The organism is Pseudomonas sp. 8_5_2 (genome assembly GCF_059295255.1).
The window spans coordinates 765,739-785,010 of record NZ_CM181238.1 but is presented as its reverse complement, the minus strand read 5'-3'; the positions used below and the strand labels follow the sequence as shown (position 1 = coordinate 785,010).

Below are 19,272 nucleotides of genomic sequence, written 5' to 3'. Positions count from 1 at the left end.
GTAACCCAACAACTCCAAGGAAGAGCCCCTGACGTGACCGCCATCCAGTTGATCGTCGGCCTGGGTAACCCCGGCCCCGAATACGAACAGACCCGGCATAACGCAGGGGCTCTTTTCGTTGAACGCATTGCCAGCGCCCAGCGTGTTTCGCTGACCGCTGACAAAAAGTATTTCGGCCTGACGGCTAAGTTCAGCCATCAGGGCAACGACGTTCGTTTGTTGATCCCGACCACCTACATGAACCGTAGCGGCCAGTCCGTGGCGGCCTTGGCCAATTTCTTCCGCATCAAACCGGAAGCGATACTGGTGGCACACGACGAACTCGACCTGCCTCCGGGCGTTGCCAAGCTCAAGCGCGGCGGCGGCCATGGGGGGCACAACGGGCTGCGAGACATCATTGCGCAGCTCGGCAACCAGAACGACTTCTACCGCCTGCGGCTTGGCATAGGCCACCCGGGTGACGCCAAACTGGTCTCCAACTTCGTCCTGGGCCGCGCGCCGCGCGCCGAGCAGGAGAAGCTCGACGCCAGCATCGATTTTGCCCTCGGCGTGCTGCCGGACGTGCTTGCCGGCGACTTCGCCAAGGCGATGCGCGAGCTGCACAGCCAGAAGGCCTGATTTCCTAGAGAGGGGAATATCCATGGGTTTCAATTGCGGCATCGTCGGCCTGCCCAACGTCGGCAAGTCCACCCTGTTCAACGCCCTGACCAAGTCTGGCATCGCGGCGGAGAACTTCCCTTTCTGCACCATCGAGCCAAACAGCGGCATCGTGCCGATGCCCGATGCGCGCCTGGCGGCTCTGGCGGAGATCGTCAAGCCTAACCGCATCCTGCCGACCACCATGGAGTTCGTCGACATCGCCGGCCTGGTGGCCGGTGCCTCGAAGGGCGAAGGCCTGGGCAACAAGTTCCTCGCCAACATCCGCGAGACCGACGCCATTGCCCACGTGGTGCGCTGCTTCGAAGACGAGAACGTGATTCACGTTTCCAACAGCGTCGACCCCAAGCGTGACATCGAGATCATCGACCTCGAGCTGATCTTCGCCGACCTCGACAGCTGCGAGAAGCAGCTGCAGAAGGTTGCGCGCAACGCCAAGGGCGGCGACAAGGAAGCCCTGGCGCAGAAGGCCATCCTCGAAAAGCTGATCCCGCACTTCACCGAAGGCAAGCCGGCGCGCAGCCTGATGAAGCACATGGCTGACGACGAAAAAGCCGTCATCCGTGGTTTCCACCTGCTGACCAGCAAGCCGGTGATGTACATCGCCAACGTCGCCGAAGACGGCTTCGACAATAACCCGCACCTGGACGTGGTCAAGGCCATTGCCGAGGAAGAAGGCGCGGTGGTGGTGCCGGTGTGCAACAAGATCGAAGCGGAAATCGCCGAGCTGGACGACGGTGAAGAGAAGGACATGTTCCTCGAGGCCCTGGGCCTGGAAGAGCCTGGCCTGAACCGCGTGATCCGCGCCGGTTACGAACTGCTGAACCTGCAGACCTACTTCACTGCCGGCGTGCAGGAAGTACGCGCCTGGACCGTTCGCATCGGTGCCACCGCACCGCAGGCGGCCGGTGTCATCCACACCGACTTCGAAAAAGGCTTCATCCGCGCCGAAGTAGTGGCCTATGACGACTTCATCCAGTTCAAGGGTGAAGCCGGTGCCAAGGAAGCCGGTAAATGGCGCCTGGAAGGCAAGGACTACATCGTTAAAGACGGCGATGTGATGCACTTCCGCTTCAACGTCTAAGCGGCAGCCTGCAGTCCCAACAGAACCCCTTGAGGCCCACGCCTCAAGGGGTTTTGTTTTTCTGGATCTGCGAGCGGCCCGGTCCTTGAGCATCTAGACTTCGATCGAGCACTCTCCCGCCAGAGCCCATATCATGCCCGAAACACCTCGTGTCGGCTGGCAACGCTGGTTACCCGGCCTGGCGACCCTGCTCCATTACAACCCTGCCTGGCTGCCCAGGGACATCGCCGCCGGCCTGGTGCTTACCACCATGCTGGTACCGGTGGGTATCGCCTACGCCGAAGCCTCTGGCGTCTCTGGTATCTATGGCCTGTACGCCACCATCATCCCGCTGCTGGCCTATGCCCTGTTCGGCCCCAGCCGCATCCTGGTGCTTGGCCCGGACTCGGCCCTGGCCGCGCCGATCCTGGCGGTAGTGGTGCAATACGCTGCCAGCGACCCGCAACGCGCCATTGCCGTCGCCAGCCTTATGGCCCTGGTGGCGGGAGCTTTCTGCGTGATCGCCGGGCTGTTGCGCCTGGGCTTCATCACCGAGTTGCTGTCCAAGCCTATCCGCTATGGCTACATGAATGGCATCGCACTTACGGTACTGATCAGCCAGTTACCCAAGCTGTTCGGCCTCAAAGTGAACAGCGAGGGCCCCCTGCGCGACCTTTTGCTGCTGGGCCAGGCGTTGCTCAACGGCCAAGGGCACTGGCCAAGCTTCATCGTTGGCGCCGGTAGCCTGATGCTGATCATATTGCTGAAGCCTTTCAAACGCCTGCCGGGCATCCTCATCGCGGTGGTGCTGGCGACGCTGGCGGTGAGCCTGTTCAATCTCGACCAACTGGGCGTCAAGGTACTGGGCCAGTTGCCTCAGGGCCTGCCTAGCCTCGTCTTCCCCTGGGTAACAGACATCGATCTGGTCGAAGTGGTTTTGGGCGGTATTGCCGTAGCGCTGGTGTCGTTCGCCGATACCAGTGTGCTGTCACGCTCCTACGCCGCACGTCTGAAGATGCCCGTGAACCCCAACCAGGAAATGTTCGGCCTGGGTGTAGCCAACCTGGCCTCGGGGCTGTTCCAGGGCATCCCGATCAGCAGCAGCTCGTCGCGTACCCCGGTAGCCGAGGCTGCCGGGGCGCAGACCCAGCTTACCGGTATCATTGGTGCACTGGCGGTCACCCTCCTGCTGCTGCTCGCGCCAGACCTGATGCAGCATCTGCCTAACAGCGCACTGGCGGCAGTGGTGATTGCCGCGGCACTGGGCTTGTTCGAGTTCACCGATCTCAAGCGCATCTTCCGCATGCAACAGTGGGAGTTCTGGCTGTCGTTCACCTGCTTCGTCGGTGTTGCCGTGTTCGGGGCGGTTCCTGGTATATGCATAGCCGTGGTGATTTCGGTTATCGAGTTCCTGTGGGATGGCTGGCGGCCGCACCACGCGGTGCTCGGCCGTGCCGACGGGCTGCGTGGCTACCATGACGTGCAGCGTTATCCACAGGCCCGTCGGATCCCGGGGCTGGTGCTGCTGCGCTGGGACGCGCCGTTGTTCTTTGCCAATGCCGAGCAGTTCCAGAGCACCGTAATGGCGGCGCTGGAAGCATCGCCAACACCGGTGCAGCGACTGGTGATTGCCGCCGAGCCGGTGACCAGCATCGACATCACTTCGGCGGACATGCTGGGCGAGCTGGACCGGGCGCTAGAGGCGCGTGGGGTGGAGTTGCAGTTTGCCGAGATGAAAGACCCGGTGAAGGACAAGATGCGCCGATTCGAGTTGTTCGAGCATATGGGCGAGAAGGCTTTTCACCCCACAGTGGGTGCGGCAGTTGATGCTTACCTGAAGGACACCGGGGTTGACTGGCAGCCGTAGGTTATCCTGCGCAGGTCCGGCGCCGATCGATCCAGATCAGCATGGCACTGGCATACACCGATACCGCCAAAAACAAGGCCATGCGCACCGCAAACGCTTTATACACATCCTGCCCGCCGGCGCTGTCCTGCACCGACTGCCCCAGCAGGATCAGCAGGGTGGTGATGCAGCTGACCCAGAACGCCGGACTCTGCCGGTTCGGCACCGCCTGGTACAACCGTCGCGCCTGCCAGAGAGCAAACAGCAGCACCCACAGAAAGAACATCCACACGTGCACAAACAGGCTCAGCGCCCCCCACAGCAGCATCGCCAACAACCCCGCCAGCAAGGTCGAGCCGATCAGCTCGCGGCTGGCGTGGCGTGCGCGGGTCTCGCCGGCCTGTTGCCCCACGCTCACCGCTTTCATGATCAGCGGCATGTACTGGTCTGGGGCTATCAGCGCCAGCAGAAAGGCAGGCATCACAATCAGCGTGGCACGCAGCGCCACCCAGCTCACATGCTCGCTGCCCAGTAGCGCAGGCGCCGGCTGCGGTGGCGCATTGGCAGGCTCGGGGAACAACGCATGCGCCGCTGCAGAGCCCAACACCGCCAGAAGCATGCCTTTGGCCAGCGCTTCGACCACCGACAGCGCCAAGCTGAAGTCGCTGGTGCCGGCAGCGGCAATCATGGTCAAGCCGATTACCAGCAGGTTGGCCAACAGGCCGTTGCCGCCCTTCAGCGCGTAGCGCAGGGTCAGGAACACCCCCACCCCCACCAGCAACACACCGCTCGCCGGGGCATGACGCAACAGCGGAATCAGCAGCAGCCCGCTGCCACAACTGAGCAGTACCAGCACCGCCAGGGCCGGCGCCGCCTTGAGTGGCAGCGGCTGGCTGCGCGTGGCCAGCAGCAGCACCGCGAACACCGGCGCCAGGATCGGCACCGGCAAACCCATGCCAAAGCTTGCGGCCAAGCACAACGCCACGCCCCAGGCCAGGCGCATGGCACGCAGGCCGCGCAGCTCAATAGGCATAAGATAGCCAGCTCATCAGCCACATGAACATCCGGCCCAGCACGTTCAACGGATTGCCTTCACCGGGCAGCGCCATGACCTCGGCCTGGCCGCCGACCCGCAGCGCGGTCTTGTCCTGCAGCTGGTCGCGCTCCAGTTCGACTATCACTGGAAAGCGTTGCGCCGAACGCAACCACTCGCGGCTGTTCTGCACAGTCGGCAGCGTGCCTGGCGGAGTGCTCTGGCCCACGCTCACGCCGTAGCCAATGCTGCGTATCCGCCCTTTCAGCACGGTGCCGGGCAATGCGTCGAGCACCACCAGCACCGGGGTGCCGGGGCGAAGGCGGCCGAGGTTGTTCTCGGTCATGTCGGCGCTGATCCACACGTCATGAATCGTGATCAGGGTCATCATCGGGCTGCCCGCCCCGACATAGTGGCCAACATCGGTGCGCAGGTCGGTGATCAAACCATTGGCATCGGCGCGCACCACGGTGCGAGCCAGGTCCAGACGGGTTTTTTCCACGTTGGCCGTCGCGCTGCGCAGTTGCGCGTTGTCGGCGTCGGCGCCGCCCTGCTGTTCACGGGCGCGCTCGACTTCGGCACGCGCCGCCGCTACCTGGCTTATGGCCTGGTCGCGCGTTGCCTGGGCGCCTTCCAGCCGACGCACCGATACCGTGCCGGGGTCTTCTTCGATCAACCGCTTGAGGCGCGCGGCGTCCTGCCGCGCCTTGCGCTCGTTGGCCTGGGCCGCCACCAGCGCGGCCTGGGCCGAATCAATGCCAGCGGTACTGGCGCCGATCTGCCGGCGCACGGTATCGAGATCGGCTTCGGCGCGGGCCAGGGCAATGCTGTACTGCTCTTGATCGAGCTCGAACAGTACATCACCCCGGCGCACTTCCTGGTTGTTGCCCACCGCCACGCGTTTGATCTGCCCGGCCACTTCAGCAGCGATCGGAACAACATAGGCCTGCAGCCGGGCCTGCTGGGTGTAGGGTGTAAAACGGTCGGCCAGCAGGTACCAGACCAGACTGACGATGATCAGAACAACTATCCAGCGCATGCCGCGGTCAGGGGCTGGCGGCGTTTGTGCGGCGTCGCTCATTTTGGCTCACCTTGTTCAGGGTTGGCAGCAGCCGGCTCGCTCAGCAGGTCGCCCCAATCGCTACGGTTCTCCATCTGCTGGCGGCTGGCAGGGTCGATCGCCTTGCGCGTGTTGTCCCAGCCGCCCCCCAACGCCTTGTACAGGCTCACCAGGCTACTCACCGCATTGCCTCGACTGACCAGGTAACCATCCTGTTGCTGCAGCAGCAGTTGCTGGGCGTCGAGCACGCGCTGGAAGTCGGCGAAGCCTTCCTGATACTGCGAACTGGCCAGGTTCAACGAACGCTGGGCAGCCTGAGAGGCTTCCTGGCGAATGCTGGCGCTTTGCAGCGAACGCACCAGGCCACTGGCGGCGTCGTCCGCCTCACGGGCGGCTTCGCGCACGCTCTGATGGTACAACTCGATCAATTGTTGCAGACGGGCATCCTCCACGCGGACGGCGTTCTTGCGCCGGCCGTAATCGAAGGGGTTCCAGATCAGGCTCGGGCCTGCGGCGAGCTCGAAGGTGTCGGGCAGGTGACTGGCCGACAACAAGGTCCAGCCGATACTGCCGAGAAGGCTCAGTTGTGGATAAAGGTCCGCCTCGGCCACGCCCACCAGCGCAGATTGCGCCGCCACGGCCTGTTCAGCGGCACGAATGTCCGGCCGCCGTTGCAACAGGCTGGCAGGTACGTCGTGAAGCACGGCGCGGTCCGGCAAAGGCAAAACGCCGTGTTGCGCATCCAGCTGGGGCAGCGGTCCTGGCGGACGACCCAGCAGCGAGCACAGCACGTTGCGCAAGGCATTGAGCTGGTTTTCGAACTCCGGGATGGTGGCCTGGGTGGCCAGATACTGGGTACGCGCCTGTTGCCAGTCCAGTTCGTCATTTTCACCGTGGCGGAACAGCCGTTCGGTGATCTCCAGGCTACGTGCCTGGCGCCGGGCGTTCTGTTGCGCAATATCCAGCCGCGCCTCGGCTGTACGCAGGGCGAAATAGGTGTCAGCCACCTGCGCTCGCAACAGCAGCATGGCGTCGGCGTAGTTGGCCTGGGAGGCGAAATAAACGGCATCAGCGCTTTCGATTGCCCGACTGAATCGGCCCCAGAAGTCGACTTCCCAAGCGATGTCGAAACCGACGCTGGCCTGCCAGAACACCGAGTCACGAGCGCTGGCAGTACCAGACTGGTTCTGCTTCAGGTACAAGCTCTGCGCACTCAACTGCTGCAATTGCGGATAGCGACCGGACTGCACGATGGCCAGTTGGGCGCGGGCTTCAGCGATACGCAGGCCTGCCACGCGCAGGTTGGTGTTATTGGTATCGGCCTCGGAAATCAGCGCGTCCAGCGTCGGGTCGGTGAACACCGCCCACCACTGGCGCAAATCAGGCGCCGCAGCGCTACGCACCGCCTGCTCTAGCAACGGCGTACTCCAGCTACCCAGCCACGGGGTCTGAGGCGCTGCGAAATCCGGCCCGACCCGGGTACACCCCGCCAGCACAATCAGCAGCGCAAGGCCATGCCAGCGGTTGGCCATGGCAAGCTCAGGGCGCAGGTGGCGCCGGCTGCTCCGGCACCTGCAGCGCAACCCATTGCCAGAACAGTACGTAGGTCACGCCCAGGATCACCGGGCCGATGAACAAGCCGATGATGCCTTTGACCACCATGCCGCCCAGAGCCCCGATAAGCACCACTGGCATCGGCACATCAACCCCTCGCCCCAGCAACAGCGGCTTGAGCACGTTGTCGGCCAGCCCGGCGACGAAGGTGTAGATGGCGAAAATCACAGTCGCCACGGTGAAGCCTTCGGCGTTGAACACATAGATGATGACCGGCAGCGTAATCAAGGTAGCCGGTGCCTGGGCAATGCCCAGCATGAGGATGACAATGGCCAGCATCCCGGCCCCGGGGACGCCCTTCACTACAAAACCGACACCGATCAGCAGCATCTGAATAAAGGCAATGCCGATCACGCCTTGCGCCACTGCGCGTATGGTAGCCGTGCACAGTCTGGCCAGCGGCTTGCCACGCTCTTCGCCCGATACCCGCATGGCGATGCGCTGCGCTGCAACTTCGCCACGCTCACCAAAAGCCATGAGCACCCCAGAAATGATTATTGCTCCGATAAACAGCAGGAAGGCCCCGCCAGCACTGGCTGCAGCCCCCAGCAGGGTAAGCCCGGCGCCCTTGAGCTGGGGCATCCATTGGTTCAGGACGCTGGCCATGTTCTGGGAGGCGGCCAGCCAGAGCGCATGCACCTTCGGCCCGATCAGCGGCCAGGCAGCCACCGACTCAGGGGGTGAAGGCACACTCCAGGCACCGCTCCTGAGCAGGCCCACCATGCTGTCCACCGACTCACCGATGGACATCACTACCAGGTAGATCGGCACCAACAACACCAACAGCAGCAGCACCACCACCAGTGTCGCTGCATAGCCGTGCTTGAGCCCGGTGCGGTGCTGAAGGCGACGATGCAGTGGGTACAAGGTAATCGCCAGAATCATCGCCCACAGCATCAACTCCAGGAATGGCTGGAACGTCTGGAAGGCGAACACCACCAGAGCAGCCACCAGGCCAGCCTTGATGAGTACATCGAGCAACCCCCGTGACAGATTGCTGTCCAGCTTGAAACTCGGCTGCATGGATCACCTCCGAACACTCAGTGCGCCGCATGGCGCGGTCAGTGGCCCGTTTCAGGGCTTGGCTGCGCAGGGTTGTCATCACGCAACTGCCGGGCCAGGGCCATCATCACCAAGGGCACCACGGCCATCGACAAGGTGATGGCCAGTACCAGCAGATCGTGCACTTGCTGCGTCAGCACCTGATGGTCAAGCGCCAGCTTGAACACCACGAACGCAAACTCCCCGCCAGACGCCAGCACCACCGCCAGGCACAAGGCCTGGGCCCTGTTGAGCCCGCCCGCCGTGCGTGCCAGCCCAAACAGCAGGGGTAACTTGACTGCCACCAGCAACAATGTCAGACCCAACACTATCAGCGGCATGCCAAACAGCAGCCGCAGGTCGGCACTCATGCCGACACCGACGAAAAACAGCCCGAGGAGCAGGCCTTTGAGCGGCTCGATCTGGGTTTCCAGCTCATGTCGAAACGGCGAATCTGCCATCAGCACGCCAGCCAGGAAGGCGCCCAGCGCCATCGACACCCCCACATGCTCCATAAGCCAGGCCGCCCCCAGCACCACCAGCAACGCGGTAGCCGTCGACAGCTCTGGCAAACCCGAGCCGACCGTCCATTTGAAGACCGGGGTGAACAGGTAGCGGCCGAACACGATCAGCACGCCAATACCGGCCAATACCGCGAGCACCGGCCAGCCACGTTCTTCGGCGGCACTGCTATCCCCCCCCAGCATTGGCACCACGGCAATCAGTGGAATGGCAGCAATGTCCTGGAACAACAGAATTGCCACGGCCAGGCGCCCGTGTGGCTTGCCCAGGTCCTTGCGCTCGGCCAGTACCTGCAGGCCAAAGGCCGTGGATGACAAGGCCAGGCCCAGCCCCAGCACGATTGCAGCCGCCTTTGATTGGTCAAACAGGAAATAGGCGCACAGCCCCAGTAGCAGTGCCGTCAGGCCCACCTGCAATGTGCCAACGCCAAACAACGCCCGGCGCATGGTCCACAAGCGCCTGGGGGAAAGCTCAAGGCCAATGACGAACAACAGCATGACCACACCCATCTCCGACAGGCGTGCAACGTTGTCCGGGTTGTTCAGCAGGCCAAGCACCGAGGGCCCGATCAGCATACCGGCCAACAGATAGCCGGGGACTGCGCCCATTTTCAACCGCTGCGCAAGCGGCACAAGAAGCACCACAGCCAACAGGAACACCACTGTCGCCTGCAGCAAGCTGCCGTCATGTGGCATAGACTCGCACCCTCGCTATTGCCCGCAAGGGCGGGATCAGAAACGCTCTTCGACCGCTTTGAACGGGTAGGCCAAGGGCTGGTATTTGCCGATCTTGCCGCGTTTGGGCAGCTTCACGATCTGCTCGCGGGTGATGTCCTTGTAGGGAATGCGCGTCAGCATGTGGCTGATGATGTTCAGCCGGGCGCGGCGCTTGTCGTTGGAATGGGCTACGAACCACGGCGCCCATGACGAGTCGGAGGCGGCGAACATGTCGTCGCGGGCCTTGGTGTAGGCATCCCAGCGGGTATACGACTTGAGGTCCATCGGCGACAGCTTCCATAGCTTGCGGCCGTCGTTGATGCGGTCCTGCAGGCGGCGGGTCTGCTCTTCGGCGCTGACTTCAAGCCAGTATTTGACAAGAATGATGCCCGACTCGACCATCATCTTCTCGAACAGCGGCACCACACTGAGGAACTTGCTGGCCTGCTCATCGCTGCAAAAACCCATCACCCGCTCGACACCGGCGCGGTTGTACCAGCTGCGGTCGAAGATCACCACTTCGCCTGCTGCGGGCAGGTGGCCCAGGTAGCGTTGCACGTACATCTGGGTTTTTTCCCGCTCGGTCGGAGCCGGCAGCGCCACTACGCGAAACACCCGGGGGCTGACGCGCTCGGTGATGGCCTTGATGGTGCCGCCCTTGCCTGCACCGTCGCGGCCTTCGAAGACAATGCACACCTTCAAGCCCTTGGCCACCACCCACTCCTGCAGCTTGACCAGCTCGACATGCAGGGGCTTGAGCGCTTTTTCGTAAGCCTTGCCACCCAGTTTCTCGTGCTGGTCCTGGGTGGCTTTTTTCCTTGATGGCTTCGACATGTCCCTCTCCACAGGGCGAATGAAGAGTCAGTATGGTTGATCCATGGCAGTTTGCTGCTTCGCTTGCCGTGCCGGCATCAGGGGAGATGGCGGAAAGGTTGCTGAATATTGATTGCAGCAGATGACAGGTGCTCTGCAAAAGCACCTGAAAGTCCTGATGCAATCCCTGTGGGATCGCCGCACCGCCGCTCCCACAAGGATTGTTGTTGGGCTCAACAGCGGCTTCTGGTCGATGGCCGCCCCAGAGCAGTGGCCGTATTTGAGTTTTTCGCTAACGAGCCTACTTTGTAACGCGCCGATACCGCTGCTTGGGACTACGAGGAGAATCAGGGTCTGTCATCTCGATCAATCCAGCAGCGAGGGCCGGGTGCAAGTAACTCTTGCGGAATGTGGCCCGGTGCGAAAGACCCAGCTGTTGCATAAGCTCCCCGGCCTTCAAGGCGATACCCACAGGCATTACATTCAAGAGAGTCGCTACTTGGTCGGTTACTTGGTCGGTTACTTGGTCGGTCGCTGGATTGCTTGGTGTGTAACTGCCACAAAATGATTACCACGACCGCGCTCACCTTGATCCAGGGACATCACGGGGTAATGGAAGCGCGCCCATCACTTCACAAATTCCTGAACTGATTATTTGCCCCCAGCGATTTTTCCCCTCGCCCACCGCCACCAGAATCGCTTCACCACAATCACAAAAACCGTGAGGCCACTCCCGTGGACCAGACACTCCAGGTACGGCAAGCCGCCGCTGCCCTCGTTGCCGCGTTTGCCAGCAACGACACCGCCCGCTATTTCGCCTGCTTCAGCGAAGACGCCACGTTCCTTGTCCACACCTTGCCGCAACCGCTGCTGTCGCGCCGTGCCTACGAGCAGCTCTGGGCCCAGTGGCAGGCAGAGGGCTTTGCAGTGCTGGCCTGCGAGTCGGGTAATGCCCATGTGAGCCTGCAAGGGGACGTGGCCATCTTCATGCACGATGTAGCCACGCATATCCGCATCGCCGGTGAAGACCACCAGTTGAGCGAGCGCGAGACTATCGTCTTCCGCCGCCAGGGTGAGCAGTGGCTCGCCTGCCACGAGCACCTGTCGGTCGCATCACCAGCCTGATCGTTGTTTCTAGCGGCCTTGCCGCCCTGCCATCGCACCCACAACAAGGCCCGCGCACTGCGCCGGCCCACAACAACCGCGCTGGAGCATCACCATGAGCCACTCGACCGGTATCGAGACCAATGGCGTCGAACAGATCCCCGACGATCAACGCGACGCCGCCCCGCTGGACCTGTTCCGCCTGATCTTCGGCGGCGCCAATACCTTTGCCACAGCCGTGCTGGGCAGCTTCCCGGTACTGTTCGGGCTGTCGTTCCAGGCGGGCGTGTGGGCGATCTTGCTCGGCGTCGCCGTGGGTGCGCTGATTCTCGCGCCAATGGGCCTGTTCGGGGCAATCAACGGCACCAACAACGCCGTGTCGTCTGGCGCACACTTTGGTGTGCACGGGCGTATCGTCGGCTCGTTCCTGTCGCTGCTCACTGCGGTGGCGTTCTTTTCGTTGTCGGTGTGGAGCTCGGGTGATGCCTTGGTCGGCGGTGCCAAGCGCCTGGCCGGCCTGCCGGAAACCGACCTGACCCTGGGCCTGGCCTATGGCTTGTTCGCCGTGCTGGTGCTGGTGGTGTGCATCTTCGGCTTCCGTTTCATGTTGTGGGTCAACAAGATTGCCGTGTGGGCCTCGAGCCTGCTGTTCCTGCTGGGCATTGTCGCCTTCGCCGGGCCGTTCGATGCCGGCTATGCGGGCAGCGTCAACCTAGGCCAGGCGGGCTTCTGGGCAGCCTTCGTCGGCGCGGCGATCCTGGCCATGAGCAACCCGGTTTCGTTCGGCGCTTTTCTTGGCGACTGGTCACGCTATATCCCGCGTGAAACGCCCAAGGCGCGCATCATGCTGGCAGTAGTTGCAGCGCAGGGTGCGACGCTGATCCCGTTTCTGTTCGGCCTGTGCACCGCCACCCTGGTAGCCACCCACGCACCGGACTACATCGCCGCCAACAACTATGTCGGCGGCCTGCTGGCGGTAGCACCGAGCTGGTTCTTCCTGCCGGTATGCCTGATTGCGGTGATCGGCGGCATGTCCACCGGCACCACCGCGCTGTATGGCACTGGCCTGGACATGTCGAGCGTGTTCCCGCGTTTGCTCAGCCGTGCCGGCGCCACATTGCTGATCGGCGTGCTGGCAATCGGCTTCATCTTCGTTGGCCGCTTCACCTTCAACCTGGTGCAGAGCGTGTCGACCTTCGCCGTGCTGATCATCACCTGCACCAGCCCGTGGATGGTGATCATGATTCTCGGGCTGATCACCCGCCGCGGTTTCTACCATGCCGATGACTTGCAGGTGTTTACCCGCGGCCAGCGCGGCGGCCACTACTGGTTCCTGCATGGCTGGAACTGGCGCGGCATGGGCGCATGGCTGCCCAGCGCAGCGGTCGGCCTGTGCTTCGTCAACCTGCCGGGGCAGTTCGTCGGCCCGCTGGGCGACCTGGCCGGCGGCATCGACGTGAGCCTGCCGGTAACCCTGGGGCTGGCCGGCGTGCTGTACCTGCTGCTGCTCAACCTTTTCCCTGAACCTGCTGGCGTGTATGGCCCCCGTGGGCCGCGTTGGGTGCGCTGCAAAAGCACTGCGCACACGCCGGTAACCACTGCCGAAATGGCCTGACTGGAAACCGACCATGACCACTTCCCACTACATTGCCGGCCGCTGGGTCGAAGGCCAGGGCAGCGACTGCATCAGCGTCAACGACCCTGCGCTCGGGCTGCCCTTTGCTGAATTCATGGCCGCGAGCGTGGCCCAGGTCGACCAGGCCGTGGCTGCCGCCCGTGGCGCCCTGCCCGCCTGGAAGAACACCAGCGCCAGCGAGCGCGCTGCCTGCTTGCGCGGGTTTGCCGAGCAGCTGGGGCAGCGTCGCGAAGCGTTGATTGCGTTGCAGATGCGCAACAACGGCAAGCCACGCCATGAGGCGGAAATTGACCTGGACGACGCCATCGCCACGTTCGCCTACTACGCCGAACTGGCCGAACAGCTACCGTCGAAAAACCGTGACGTGCCACTGGCTGCGCCGGGCTTCACGGCGCGCACACGCCTGGAGCCGGTAGGCGTGGTCGGGCTGATCGTGCCGTGGAACTTCCCGTTGGTGACCAGCGCCTGGAAGCTCGCTCCGGCCCTGGCCGCGGGTTGCACCGTGGTGCTCAAGCCCTCGGAAGTTACCCCACTGATCGAACTAGCCTACGGCCAGATCGCCGACGCGATTGGCCTGCCGGCAGGCGTGGTGAACATCGTCAACGGCAAGGCCGAAACCGGCGCTGCGCTAAGCAGCCACAACGGCCTGGACAAGCTGTCGTTCACCGGCAGCAACAGTGTCGGCAGCCAGGTGATGCGCAGCGCATCGGCGCAGTGCCGGCCAGTGACACTGGAGCTGGGCGGCAAGTCGGCGATCGTGGTGTTCGATGATTGTGATGTCGACCAGGCGGTGGCGTGGATCGTCGCCGGTATCAGCTGGAACGCCGGGCAGATGTGCTCGGCCACGTCGCGGCTGCTGGTGCAGGACGGCATTGCCGATGCATTGCTGCCGCGTTTGCAGGCCGCACTGGAACAGCTACGGGTGGGCAACCCGCTGACCGAGGAAGTCGACATGGGGCCGCTGACCAGCCAGGCGCAGTGGCTGAAAGTGGCCAGCTACTTTGCCACGGCGCGGGAAGAAGGCTTGCGCTGCCTGGCCGGTGGCAAGGCGCTGGACCGTGAGGGCTGGTTCGTCAGCCCGACGTTGTACACCGATGTGCCCAAGGGCAGCCGCCTGTGGAGCGAGGAAATCTTCGGCCCGGTGCTGTGCGCACGGCGCTTCGCTACCGAGGAGCAGGCGATTGCCGAAGCCAACGACAGCCGCTTCGGGCTGGTGGCTACCGTGTGCTCTGCCGACCTGGAACGCGCCGAGCGGGTGGCCGACGCGCTGGAAGTTGGCCATGTGTGGATCAACTCGGTGCAGGCGGTGTTCGTCGAGACCTCGTGGGGCGGCACCAAGGGCAGTGGAATCGGGCGGGAGCTCGGGCCTTGGGGCCTGGCGGCCTATCAGTCGGTCAAGCATGTGACGCGGTGCCTCGGCTGATTATTTCAGCGACATCATCATCGTCTTGGGTGACAGCTCGGGGCAGAGGCGGAAGCCAGCATTTTTGGCATAGAACTTCTCCAGCCGCTCGCTAAGGGGATGCACGATCATCGCGACGCAGCCCACGACCTCCGAGGCGGCCAGTGCTCGTTCGATCGCATCCTGCAGGAGGTCGGTTGCCACACCCTGCCCCGCAGCCTGGCGGGTTACACCCATGCGCCCCAATACGACCACCGGCAGGTGGTCAGGCGCATTGCGGCGCAGGCGAGCCGATACACCGTGGCCCCGTGCCACAGACCCATTCGACAACGTGTAAAAACCAGCGACGGCGTTGGTGCCTGCAAAACAGCTGACATAGACCACCGCGTGCTTGGCATGCTGGGCCTTCAGTGCCTTGTCCCACAAGTAGCTGTTGATGGAAGCTTCCCCACAATCGAACTGGCCAAGGTCATGGTCCGCGTTCAACACTTGTGGAGCACTCAGCGCCAGCGCTTCGGCCTTGCCAGCAGCTTCTTCACGCATTCGTTGCTCCTGATAGGGTTGTCTTCCAGTGCCTGGGTGAATGCGTCATAGGCTTGTTCATCAAGCAGGAACAAGCGTTGCTCCATGAGCACTTCCTCGGCCCGCTTGCAGGCAGCTTCAAGCACAAAGCTGGTGCGATCACCGCCAACAACTTCAACTGCAGCGTCGATCAGGTCGCGGCGATGCTCGGCAACCCTCATGTTCAATGGCACCGTTTTGCTGCGGTCCCGTGTATGCACTTCACCCATGGATGACTCCTCGCCCGTACCACGCGGGCCACCAGATCGACCCATTCTGTCGATTAGGCAAAGCCTACGAAAGCGTAACGCAAATGTATAGCTGTAAATCACTTTGCGTTACGAACGGTCATCCAGTTCCGGGGAGCGACGCCAGGTCTGTGCGAGCAGGTTCACCCGCGAAGAGCCAGACCAGGAAACACAAACCTCTGTCCCGCGTGACTTTCCCCTTCCCGCGCAAAGTCCCACTTCCTGGTACCCCCACAATCACAACACCAGGTCGGACCACCCATGCACCCTCATCGCACCGCCTTGCACAACGAACTGCACGCCCGCCCGTCGCTGTACTTCGACGGCCCGGCGCATGTCTTCCACCTGGCCCTGCTCGGCGGCGATGCTGCCTGTACGGCGCTGCTGCAACGTTGCTGCCCGGATGCCGTGGACACCGCAGCCGCCCAAGGCATCACCTGCCTCAATGGCCAGCCGTTCAAGTGGGAAAGGCACACCGAGTTCTTCACCCTGACGCTGGTGGTGCCCTGCACTGCCGCCGGCACTGAGTGGCAGGCCCTACCCTCGATCCTGGTCGACGCTATCGCCCCGCAAGCTGCGCAGGTGATCAACGCCGTGCAGATACTGGTACGCGATGAACAGGACCTGGACCTGGCCCCCTACGGTTTCAAGGACCCCTGCGGTTCATGCGTAGGCGGTGGTGACGCGGTGGTGTGGAGCGATTTCCGCCTGACCGAAGACGGCAGCAACCGCTTGCTGTTCATCAACCGCCGCCTCAATGCCTACCGCCAGGGCCGCATGATTCGCCGCCTGCTGGAAATCGAGACCTACCGCATGATGGCCTCGCTGACGCTGACCACGGCCAAGCAGTTGAGCCAGGAACTGGATGCCTTCGACAAGACCCTGGTCAGCCTGTCGGAGCGCAGCGCCGGCGGGGACGGCCATGACTCCAAAGGGTTGCTGGACGCCATCGCCCACCTGTCACGCCAGGTGGTCAGCCGCACAGTCAGAACCCGCCACCGCTTCGGTGCCACCCAGGCGTATGCGCAACTGGTGTTCGAGCGCCTGGGCGAACTGCGCGAAAGCCACGTGGGCGACTGCCAGCGCCTGGGGGTGTTCATCGAGCGCCGATTCAAGCCCACCGTGCGCTACTGCGCGGCCACCGAACAGCGGCTGGAGCAGTTGGCGAAGAATGTGGCCAACCTGGGCGACCTGTTGCAGGCGCGGGTGCAGGTGGAAATGGAAGAACAGAATGCCGGGATCTTGCGCAGCCTCAATACCCGGGCCGATGCCCAGGTGAAGATCCAGCGGGCAGTGGAGGGGCTGTCGATCATTGCCATCACCTACTACCTGCTGAACCTGTTCAAGTTGCTGTATGGCGGGTTGAATGTGCTGGGGCTGGGGTTGACGGCGCGTGACGGCTTGATGGCCATGGCGCCGCCGGTTTTGCTGGTGCTGCTGGTGATTCTGCTGAGGATCAGGCAGGCCAAGCAGCATTGAAGCCGGGGGCGCTTGGCGCCCCAGGCATTTACACCGGCTCGTCAGCCGGCCGCCCGCCCTCTTGCACCAGCACCATGCTCTGCGGCGAGGACAGGGCGATCCCCTCGTCACGCAACCGGCCAAGGATGGTGAACAGCAGATCGCTGCGGGTACCGGAGACCTGCCGCGGCCCCGCCACGTAGCCACTTACGCCGATCACCATGCCGCTTGCAGTCAGGTCCTTGAACGACACCGAAGTAGCCGGCGCATCCAGAATCGCCTCATGCTCGTGGTACGCCGCCAGCAGCAGTTCACGTACCCGATTGGCATCGGTCTCCAATGGCAAGGTCAGGGTAATGCCGACCACACCCAGCGCATTGCCCATGGTCACGTTGCGCACGTTCTGCGAAATGAACTGCGAGTTGGGCACGATCACCGTCGAACGGTCGGACATCTGGATCTCGGTGGCGCGCACGTTGATGCGGCGGATATCGCCCTCGACGCCGGCCAGACTGACCCAGTCGCCCACCTTCACCGGGCGCTCGGTCAGCAGGATCAAGCCGGAGATGAAGTTCTGCACGATCTGCTGCAAGCCGAAACCGATACCCACCGACAGGGCACTGACCACCCAGGTCAGGCTGGTGAGGTTGATGCGCAGGGTCGACATCACCAGCATGGCCAGGAACAGGAAGCCCAGGTAACCCACCAGGGTCACCAGCGAGGCGCGCATGCCAGCATCCATGTCGGTTTCCGGCAGCAGGCGCTCGCTCAGCCAGCGCTTGACCACACGGATGCCGAACAGGCCACCGAAGAACATCACCAGCGCCAGCAGAATGTCCTGGGGCACGATATTCAGGTTGCCGAGCACCTTGCCACCGGTGCCGTCCCAGTCACCCAGGCTGAGCAGCAATTCACCCGGGCTGGTACCCGACGGCATCAGTGCCAGCAACAAGGCCAGGAACAGCAGCACCGTACGGCCGATACCGGCAAGAATGGTGCTGGCCTGCGCCTGGTGGCGCGGCGCCAGGCCCAGGCTTGACGCCAGTGCCAGGCCACCTGGCTGCCGTGGTGACAGCAGGGTTTCGCAGAGGTCGCCCAAGAAGGTGGTCAGCAGGTAGGCACAGGTGGCTACCAGGCTTACCCACAGCAACTTGGCAGTCAGGAAGTAGGCAAGCGTGAGGTAGCCGGTGAGCAGCGCCAGCAAGATCAGCACCAGCCACACCACCATCACGAACGGGATCAGCCCCGCCAGGCCAGTGGGGCGCTCCAGGTCATGCTTGCGCAGGGTACGCCGGTAACGCAGCAAGGCGACCGCAAAAATGATCGCAACCACCAGCGCGGTCACGCCGTTGACGGCCACCGTCAGCGCCAGGCTGGCGCCGATCACGCTGTTGATACGCTCCAGGGTCACCATCACCATCAGCGCCAGGGCCAGCAACTTGGGGAACCAGCCCAGTGCCGTGGCCACTTCGTCGTGAATGGCGGGCAGGCGCCAGGACGGGCGTTGCAGCATCAACATGGCGCGGCCAAGCCCGGTGATGAAGGCGCTGAACACCACCAGCGTGAGCACGTGGTTGGTCAGGCTGGCAATGTCCGAGCCCAGCTCGGCGCTGCTTTCAAGGCCCCAACGCAGCAACGACACAGAGCCCGCAATGGTGCCCAGGGTTGCCAGGCTGACACCCAGCGCCAGGGCACTGCGGCGCAACCGGCCTTCGGGCAGCCAGCGCACCATGGCATGGGCCAGCGAGCGCTCGATCAAGCCTCGCACCACAGTCCACACCAGGATCGCCGCCACCAGGCTGGCGATGAACACCCAGCGGTGGTCAGCGTTGAAAGCGCTGGCCACGGCGTCGGCCGTTTCGCCACGCAGGTCGCGCAGGCGGGCGACGTCATCCTGGGTGGGGCGGATAATGCTTTGCCAGAACGCCGGGCTCAGCGGCGAGGCTGCGCGACTGGTGATCTGCGAGTTGAACTGGCTGCGGCGCAGGTTGACGATTTGCGTGGACAGGTCACGGGCCGACTGGGTCAGCTTGGTGGCCTGGTCCTGTTGCGCTACCAGGGCCTTTTTCTCGGCTTGCAGCTCTTTGCGCTGCTGAGTCAGGGTGGCGGCCTCGTCCGGTTGCACCGGGCCGATGACCTTGAGCTTGTCATCGAGTTTTTCCACATCGGCAGTGCGCAGGGCACTCAATGCATCGGCCTGGCGCTGAACCTGCACTGCAGCCAGGCGCAGCTGCGCCAGCAGGTCGTCGTTGGCTTCGCTGGTGACACCTTGGCGGATCTGGTCCAGGCGGTCGCTCAGCTGCTCGACGCTGGCGTTCTCATCCAGCGCGGGCGCTTCTGCACTCGCCAGGTTCGACAACGGCGTGGCCGGTGCCGACCAGGCCGGGCTGGCAAGCGCCAGCAGCAGGACCATCAGGGCCATCAGGCCTGGGCAATAACGGGCAAGGCTGGGGCGCCTCATCGAATATTCCTCTTTACAATTCGATTTGGCGGGGGAT

Annotated in this window: 16 protein-coding genes and 1 pseudogene; 7 read left to right on the top strand and 10 right to left on the bottom strand. The window is 63.4% G+C overall.

Translation table 11 applies throughout. The features are described from left to right. Positions 1-33: 33 nt before the first annotated feature. The 3 genes from pth (at position 34) to AC5O5R_RS03555 (ending at position 3,587) form a co-directional block, all read left to right on the top strand. Positions 34-618, top strand: a complete 585-nt coding sequence (pth, locus tag AC5O5R_RS03565) for an aminoacyl-tRNA hydrolase (RefSeq protein ID WP_133331270.1) — start codon at positions 34-36, stop codon at positions 616-618. A 22-nt stretch (positions 619-640) separates the two neighbouring features. Then, positions 641-1,741 (top strand): redox-regulated ATPase YchF, encoded by a 1,101-nt coding sequence (ychF, locus tag AC5O5R_RS03560; protein ID WP_494512084.1) that lies wholly within the window; start codon positions 641-643, stop codon positions 1,739-1,741. Positions 1,742-1,874: 133 nt separating this feature from the next. Next, a complete protein-coding gene (locus AC5O5R_RS03555) occupies positions 1,875-3,587 on the top strand; it encodes a SulP family inorganic anion transporter (protein ID WP_494514963.1) in 1,713 nt (570 codons plus the stop codon). A gap of 1 nt (position 3,588) precedes the next feature. On the opposite strand, the gene AC5O5R_RS03550 is transcribed toward AC5O5R_RS03555, so the two are convergent. The 7 genes and pseudogenes from AC5O5R_RS03550 to AC5O5R_RS03520 form a co-directional block, all read right to left on the bottom strand. Beyond that, positions 3,589-4,599 (bottom strand): DUF2955 domain-containing protein, encoded by a 1,011-nt coding sequence (locus AC5O5R_RS03550; RefSeq protein WP_172224535.1) that lies wholly within the window; start codon positions 4,597-4,599, stop codon positions 3,589-3,591. Continuing rightward, entirely contained in the window at positions 4,589-5,680 is a 1,092-nt protein-coding gene (locus AC5O5R_RS03545) for an HlyD family secretion protein (RefSeq protein WP_172285937.1), read from the bottom strand. Before AC5O5R_RS03545 ends, AC5O5R_RS03550 begins: the two co-directional genes overlap by 11 nt. Next, on the bottom strand, positions 5,677-7,191 hold the full coding sequence (locus AC5O5R_RS03540; protein ID WP_494514962.1) for an efflux transporter outer membrane subunit: 1,515 nt from the start codon (positions 7,189-7,191) through the stop codon (positions 5,677-5,679). The genes AC5O5R_RS03545 and AC5O5R_RS03540 overlap by 4 nt, the downstream gene beginning before the upstream one ends. A gap of 7 nt (positions 7,192-7,198) precedes the next feature. Next, the gene (locus AC5O5R_RS03535) at positions 7,199-8,296 is read right to left on the bottom strand and encodes an AI-2E family transporter (RefSeq protein WP_172224544.1); all 1,098 of its coding nucleotides are present in this window, start codon (positions 8,294-8,296) and stop codon (positions 7,199-7,201) included. Positions 8,297-8,334: 38 nt separating this feature from the next. Next, positions 8,335-9,531 carry a monovalent cation:proton antiporter-2 (CPA2) family protein gene (locus tag AC5O5R_RS03530; RefSeq protein ID WP_172224547.1) on the bottom strand — a complete coding sequence of 399 codons (1,197 nt, stop codon included), beginning with the start codon at positions 9,529-9,531 and terminating at the stop codon, positions 8,335-8,337. A 36-nt stretch (positions 9,532-9,567) separates the two neighbouring features. After that, the gene (gene ppk2, locus AC5O5R_RS03525) at positions 9,568-10,386 is read right to left on the bottom strand and encodes a polyphosphate kinase 2 (RefSeq protein WP_172224550.1); all 819 of its coding nucleotides are present in this window, start codon (positions 10,384-10,386) and stop codon (positions 9,568-9,570) included. 280 nt (positions 10,387-10,666) lie between these two features. Beyond that, positions 10,667-10,897 (bottom strand): annotated as a pseudogene (locus tag AC5O5R_RS03520) (Fic family protein); the annotation flags it as partial. 203 nt (positions 10,898-11,100) lie between these two features. Between AC5O5R_RS03520 and AC5O5R_RS03515 the strand changes: the two are divergent. From AC5O5R_RS03515 to AC5O5R_RS03505, 3 genes are all read left to right on the top strand, one after another. Beyond that, positions 11,101-11,490 carry a YybH family protein gene (locus AC5O5R_RS03515; RefSeq protein WP_494514961.1) on the top strand — a complete coding sequence of 130 codons (390 nt, stop codon included), beginning with the start codon at positions 11,101-11,103 and terminating at the stop codon, positions 11,488-11,490. A 94-nt stretch (positions 11,491-11,584) separates the two neighbouring features. Next, complete coding sequence (locus AC5O5R_RS03510) at positions 11,585-13,084, top strand: purine-cytosine permease family protein (RefSeq protein WP_172285933.1); 1,500 nt, start codon at positions 11,585-11,587, stop codon at positions 13,082-13,084. Positions 13,085-13,097: 13 nt separating this feature from the next. After that, positions 13,098-14,528 (top strand): aldehyde dehydrogenase family protein, encoded by a 1,431-nt coding sequence (locus AC5O5R_RS03505; RefSeq protein ID WP_172285932.1) that lies wholly within the window; start codon positions 13,098-13,100, stop codon positions 14,526-14,528. On the opposite strand, the gene AC5O5R_RS03500 is transcribed toward AC5O5R_RS03505, so the two are convergent. Beyond that, the gene (locus AC5O5R_RS03500; protein WP_172223581.1) at positions 14,529-15,050 is read right to left on the bottom strand and encodes a GNAT family N-acetyltransferase; all 522 of its coding nucleotides are present in this window, start codon (positions 15,048-15,050) and stop codon (positions 14,529-14,531) included. It lies immediately after the preceding gene. After that, positions 15,008-15,298 carry a type II toxin-antitoxin system TacA family antitoxin gene (locus AC5O5R_RS03495; protein ID WP_172223584.1) on the bottom strand — a complete coding sequence of 97 codons (291 nt, stop codon included), beginning with the start codon at positions 15,296-15,298 and terminating at the stop codon, positions 15,008-15,010. The genes AC5O5R_RS03500 and AC5O5R_RS03495 overlap by 43 nt, the downstream gene beginning before the upstream one ends. A 279-nt stretch (positions 15,299-15,577) precedes the next feature. On the opposite strand from AC5O5R_RS03495, the gene AC5O5R_RS03490 reads away from it, so the two are divergent. Next, positions 15,578-16,795, top strand: a complete 1,218-nt coding sequence (locus AC5O5R_RS03490) for a DUF3422 domain-containing protein (protein ID WP_494514960.1) — start codon at positions 15,578-15,580, stop codon at positions 16,793-16,795. Between the two features lie 28 nt (positions 16,796-16,823). On the opposite strand, the gene AC5O5R_RS03485 is transcribed toward AC5O5R_RS03490, so the two are convergent. Next, positions 16,824-19,235, bottom strand: a complete 2,412-nt coding sequence (locus AC5O5R_RS03485) for a DUF3772 domain-containing protein (protein WP_494512079.1) — start codon at positions 19,233-19,235, stop codon at positions 16,824-16,826. Between the last annotated feature and the right edge of the window lie 37 nt (positions 19,236-19,272).